Consider the following 5,573-nt stretch of genomic DNA (forward strand, 5'->3'; position numbering starts at 1 on the left):
GAAGGGCTCGTCTGTGCGTATTTGTGATACGCGAAAAACAACGCCTGGACTACGAATGTTAGAAAAGTATGCCGTCAAATGTGGGGGTGGCTTCAACCATCGTTTTGGTCTAAATGAAGCCGTCTTAATCAAAGACAATCATATTGCTCAATGTGGTGGATCGATTTCTCTAGCGATTCAGAAGGTAAGAAGCAACATTGGTCATATGGTTAAAGTTGAGGTTGAGGTGGAGTCTCGTGATCAAGTATTAGAAGCCATTGTAGAAGAAGTAGATGTGATAATGTTTGATAACTGCAGTCCGTTGGATGCGGCAGAATGGAGAAAACTTATTCCACCATCGATTATCGTCGAAGTATCAGGAGGTATTCGYCACGAACTTTTGCGTGCCTATGCCGAAAGTGGAGTCGATTATATTTCAATGGGTGCTCTGACTCATTCTGTCAAAGCACTTGATATTAGTCTTGATGTGAGCGTGAAAGAAGGTGTCACCCATGCTTAAAATGGATATTTTCGAGCAGGCGCAAATGATGCTACCTGCACACTATAAGCAGATGAGTGATGAAGAGCTAATTGCTCGTGCCTATAAACGAAAACATGAGTTAGGCCCAGATTTATTTATTCCAGGACACCATTATCAAAAAGATGAGGTAATTCAGTTTGCCGATGTCACAGGCGACTCTCTTCAACTAGCAAAAGTCTCTGCGACGAATCCCCATGCAAAATATATCGTGTTTTGTGGTGTCCACTTTATGGCTGAGACCGCTGATATTTTAACAAACGAAGATCAAACCGTCATACTACCTGATATGCGAGCTGGCTGTTCAATGGCTGATATGGCAACACGACAGCAGACTGAAATCGCCTGGGCAAGGCTGGCTGAGCAATTTGGCGACTCGATTATTCCGATTACGTATGTGAATTCATCTGCTGAGATCAAAGCCTTTGTGGGAAGGCATGGAGGCGCGACGGTCACCTCATCGAATGCAAAAGAAATGTTGCAGTGGGCGTTTGCACAAAAGAAACGGATTCTATTCTTGCCTGATCAGCATTTAGGTAGAAATACAGCTTATCAACTAGGAGTGAACCTAGAAGATATGGTCGTGTGGAACCAGAAGACAGAGCAATTAGAGAACATGCATCCAATGAAAGAAGCGAAGATGATTTTGTGGAAAGGGCATTGCTCGGTTCATGAGAAATTTCGCTTAGAACATATTGAGCAGATTCGTAAAGAAGAACCTGATCGAAGAATTATTGTTCATCCTGAATGTACATGGGAAGTGACAACAGCAGCTGATGATGCAGGGTCCACTAAATACATCATCGAACAGATTGAAGCTGCACCGAGAGGCAGCAAGTGGGCGATAGGAACTGAGATGAATTTAGTGAAACGATTAATGAATAATAACCCTCACCTCTCGATTCAATCACTAAATCCTGATTTATGCCCGTGTTTAACGATGAACCGGATTGACCTGCCCCATTTCGTCTGGACCCTTGATGTGATTGCTAGTGGAACACCACCACAGAATGTTATTCGTGTAGAGCCAGACGTAGCGAGGGAAGCGCAGCTTGCAATTGAGAGAATGTTTCTGTCTTTATAATATAGTACGAAGCTATCAGCATATATGTTGATAGCTTTTTTAGTGTGGAGATAATAAGAGTGACCGACTTGGTTTGTAGTGATATAATTACATAGTTTTAAATTGATATAGAGTGGCAAGGGGGGATTGGATGAGAGAGACAAAGACGATTCGGGAGAAAGTACAACTGCTCCTAGTAGTCATGTTGCCTATTCTTATCACACAGCTAGGGTTGTATGCAATGAACTTCTTTGACACGACGATGTCTGGGCAAGCAGGAGCCTATGATTTAGCGGGTGTGGCAATTGGTTCAAGCTTGTGGTTACCTGTTTTTACTGGTTTAAGTGGTGTGTTATTAGCGATCACTCCGATGATTTCTCAAAGTATAGGAGCAGGCAATAGAGAAGAGGTTCCGTTTACAGTCGTACAAGGGTTATACGTAGCTCTTGTTTTATCCATTGTCATTATCATCTTTGGTGGACTTGCTCTTAAACCTTTGCTTGGTTTGATGTCGCTTGAGCCAGAAGTTCATCGTATCGCCTATCACTATTTGATCGCACTAGGTTTTGGTATCATACCTTTATTCATGCATACTGTTTTGCGCTGTTTTATTGACTCGTTAGGGCAGACGAGGGTGACGATGTTTATCACCTTGCTTGCACTGCCAATTAATATATTTTTTAACTACGTGCTGATTTTTGGAAAGTGGGGTTTCCCGGAACTAGGGGGCGTCGGAGCAGGCATAGCTTCGACTATTACGTATTGGTGTATTTTTGGGGTCACTGTTTATTTCGTCTCACGTGTTGAGCCTTTTTCGATTTACCGTATATTTAAGACTTTTTACGGTGTGTCGCTTGCCAAATGGAGAGAATTATTAGTACTCGGTTTACCGATTGGCTTTACAATTTTCTTTGAAACGAGTATCTTCGCAGCGGTGACATTATTAATGAGTGAATTTGACACAGCGACAATTGCGGCTCACCAAGCGGCGATTAATTTTGCATCATTTTTATATATGATYCCACTCAGTATCGCCTTTACATTAACGATTGCTGTTGGATATGAAGTAGGGGCTAAGCGTTTCTACGATGCGAAGCAATACAGTAAGATGGGAATCTGGATTGCCGTGGGAATGGGTKTTGTGGCTGGTTTAATTATCTATGGCTTACGTGAGCCTGTTTCTGGGCTGTATACGAATGATCCAACTGTAGCAAGACTCATTCAAGCCTTCTTAATATACTCGATCTTCTTCCAATTATCTGATGCGATTGCGACCCCTATCCAAGGTGTTTTACGTGGGCATAAAGATGTGAACATTCCATTTGTAATGGCGCTCGTTTCATTTTGGCTGATCGGTTTACCGACTGGTTATGTTTTAGCAAACTATACAGCATTTGGTCCATTTGGTTATTGGATTGGGCTGATCACAGGTTTAGCCGTATGTGCAGCGGCCCTATTATGGAGGCTGCGTGTGGTAGAAGAACGTGTGAAGGTTGAATTAACTCAAGGAAAATAGAAGAAGGCTGTTTCAAGGTGATCAGGTCACTTTTKAAACAGCCTTTTTAATTTAAGGTAATGTGGGAATCACGATGCTGGTAAATGCCGTCAAGCTTCTCACCTATATCTTCTTCAATCTCTTGGTTCGAAGGGAGCTCATCATAACTTTCGATAATCGTAAAGCTCTCTAGACATAGGAGGTGATAAGGATATTTTTCACCCTTATCCTCGATAATCGCATAGAGCTTATTACTTTTGGTGCTTACGAGATCTCCTACTTCCTTCACAGATCGCTTTCGATTAATCGTAATGTTCATGAGTTTACCCTCCTAAACGTTTTTTTTAACAGGGTATCCCAATAGGGTATTTTTTATACATGGTTACTTCTTTTTCTTCTCGTTTGCTTTATYCGATCCATTATCAATCATTTCGCTTGCTACTTCTTGATTAAACATGCTTTCTGTTGGTGTTTGGTTATTAGTAAGTGCTTTATTTTGTTGCTTATTACGTTTAGTCATCACCAGTACTCCTTTCGTTGTGTAATTATGGTTTCATTGTTWCTATTTGATTAAAGCGAAAACTTATACGAAGAAGGTGTCACGATGGCCAAAAAGAAATATTATGTGGTTTGGAATGGACGGAAAAAAGGTATTTTTACCACTTGGGCAGAATGTGAAGCACAAGTAAAAGGCTTCACAGGAGCTCGTTTTAAGTCCTTTCAGTCAGAAGCTGAAGCAAAGGCAGCTTTTAGTGGAGGAACAACATCGGGATCGCCATCAAAAACCAAAAGGAGCACTTCTGCAAAAAAAGAAGTAGATGTTGTAGCAGAAGTGAACTGGGATAGCATTTCAGTAGATGTTGGTTGTAGAGGGAACCCTGGAATTGTTGAATACAAAGGAGTTCATACGCAGACGGGTGAAATTTTATTTGCTCATGATGAAATTCATATTGGGACTAATAACATGGGTGAGTTTCTGGCGATTGTCCATGGATTAGCCTATTTAAAAGAGCAAGGTTCAAATAAACCTATTTATTCAGATTCGATGACTGCTATTAAATGGGTCAAACWAAAGAAAGCAAATTCAACACTTGATCGCAACGAGCGAACGGCGTATATATGGTCACTTATGGATCGTGCTGAAAAATGGTTAAAGGAAAATGATTATCAAAACCCAATCTTAAAATGGCACACGGAAAAATGGGGAGAGATCAAAGCAGACTACGGAAGAAAATAAAGTTATAGTAAAGAAACACTAATTAAAGGGGGCCAACTATGTACACGTCGTTACGAGAAAAGCAGAAGCAGTTCTTCTATACTGGTCAAACAAAAGAGTACCGCTACAGAAAAAAGCAATTAGAATGGTTAAAAGAAGCCATGCAGCAAAATGAAGATGAGTTGCTTGAAGCATTGAAAAAAGATCTTAATAAAACGAATGAAGAAGCTTTTTTAACAGAGCTTGGCCCAACGTATCAGGAAATCACGCATACGCTTAAGCATCTTAAAGAATGGATGAGACCAGAGAAGGTAAAAACACCTGCTTCACATGTCGGATCAATTGGAAAAATTCATTATGAACCGTATGGTGTGGCCTTAATTATTGCCCCTTGGAACTATCCCCTTCAATTAGCGCTCTCTCCTTTAGTCGGAGCAATCGCTACTGGAAACTGTGCCATCGTTAAGCCTTCAGAGTTAACCCCGCACACATCTAGAGTGATTGCTAAACTATTAGATGAAACTTTTGMTGAAGAGTACATCAAAACGGTAGAAGGTGCGGTTGATGTGAGTCAAGCTCTATTAAAAGAGCCATTTGATTATATTTTCTTTACGGGAAGTGTAGGAGTCGGAAAGATCGTAATGGAAGCAGCCTCAAAGAATTTGACTCCCATAACACTTGAGCTCGGTGGCAAAAGTCCAGCTATTGTTTCTGATGATGCGAAGTTAGACCTTGCTGCTAAGCGAATTGCATGGGGGAAATTTTTAAATGCTGGTCAAACCTGTGTAGCACCTGACTATGTTCTTGTACATGAAAAARTGTATCCTACCTTTTTGAAAAAGATCAAAAAGCATACTAAAGCATTATTTGATAAAGCGTTGGAGCAAAGAACCTATCCGCAAGTCGTAAGTGAGCGTCATTTAGAACGGTTAGTAGGGTTTATACATGATGGTGAAGTCCAACTAGGTGGTCATTACAATGTGGAGAACCGAACACTAACACCAACGATTTTAACGAATGTAGAATGGAACTCATCCATTATGCAAGAAGAGATTTTTGGACCGATTCTTCCGATATTTACGTACCAATCGCTTGATGAAGTTTTAGAAAAAGTTCGTGAAAAAGCGAACCCGCTTGCTCTATATGTCTTTACAGAAAGCAAAAAGGTTGAAGCGACAATTACTGAAAACGTATCTTTTGGTGGTGGTTGCATCAATGATACGGTGATGCACTTAGCTACTCCTTACTTACCTTTTGGTGGTGTAGGTGAGAGTGGGACTGG

Annotated in this window: 7 protein-coding genes; 5 read left to right on the forward strand and 2 right to left on the reverse strand. The window is 40.9% G+C overall.

The window, feature by feature from the left end:
• The 3 genes from nadC to AB685_RS25460 form a co-directional block, all read left to right on the forward strand.
• On the forward strand, nt 1–499 hold a 499-nt coding region (gene nadC / locus AB685_RS25450; protein ID WP_047973386.1), incomplete at its 5' end, for a carboxylating nicotinate-nucleotide diphosphorylase.
• Entirely contained in the window at nt 492–1,601 is a 1,110-nt protein-coding gene (gene nadA / locus AB685_RS25455; protein ID WP_277814313.1) for a quinolinate synthase NadA, read from the forward strand. The genes nadC and nadA, both read left to right, overlap by 8 nt.
• A 130-nt stretch (nt 1,602–1,731) precedes the next feature.
• A complete protein-coding gene (locus AB685_RS25460; protein ID WP_047973387.1) occupies nt 1,732–3,096 on the forward strand; it encodes an MATE family efflux transporter in 1,365 nt (454 codons plus the stop codon).
• A 46-nt stretch (nt 3,097–3,142) separates the two neighbouring features.
• Here the strand turns inward: AB685_RS25460 and AB685_RS25465 are convergent, their stop codons facing one another.
• Both AB685_RS25465 and AB685_RS31855 read right to left on the reverse strand, forming a co-directional pair.
• The gene (locus AB685_RS25465) at nt 3,143–3,394 is read right to left on the reverse strand and encodes a hypothetical protein (protein ID WP_012957520.1); all 252 of its coding nucleotides are present in this window, start codon (nt 3,392–3,394) and stop codon (nt 3,143–3,145) included.
• 63 nt (nt 3,395–3,457) lie between these two features.
• Entirely contained in the window at nt 3,458–3,595 is a 138-nt protein-coding gene (locus AB685_RS31855) for a hypothetical protein (RefSeq protein WP_198530588.1), read from the reverse strand.
• A gap of 84 nt (nt 3,596–3,679) precedes the next feature.
• Here AB685_RS31855 and AB685_RS25470 point away from each other — a divergent pair, with 84 nt between their 5' ends.
• Both AB685_RS25470 and AB685_RS25475 read left to right on the forward strand, forming a co-directional pair.
• The gene (locus AB685_RS25470) at nt 3,680–4,312 is read left to right on the forward strand and encodes a ribonuclease H family protein (protein ID WP_047973388.1); all 633 of its coding nucleotides are present in this window, start codon (nt 3,680–3,682) and stop codon (nt 4,310–4,312) included.
• A 38-nt stretch (nt 4,313–4,350) separates the two neighbouring features.
• Nucleotides 4,351–5,573 (forward strand): aldehyde dehydrogenase (locus tag AB685_RS25475; protein WP_047973389.1); only part of this gene is annotated, 1,223 nt, incomplete at its 3' end.

The sequence above is a fragment of the Bacillus sp. LL01 genome (assembly GCF_001037965.1).

Coding starts and splice junctions, on each gene's coding strand:
- nadA (WP_277814313.1), top strand. CDS start 492: ATGCTTAAAATGGATATTTTCGAGCAGGCGCAAATGATGCTACCTGCA.
- AB685_RS25465 (WP_012957520.1), bottom strand. CDS start 3,394: ATGAACATTACGATTAATCGAAAGCGATCTGTGAAGGAAGTAGGAGAT.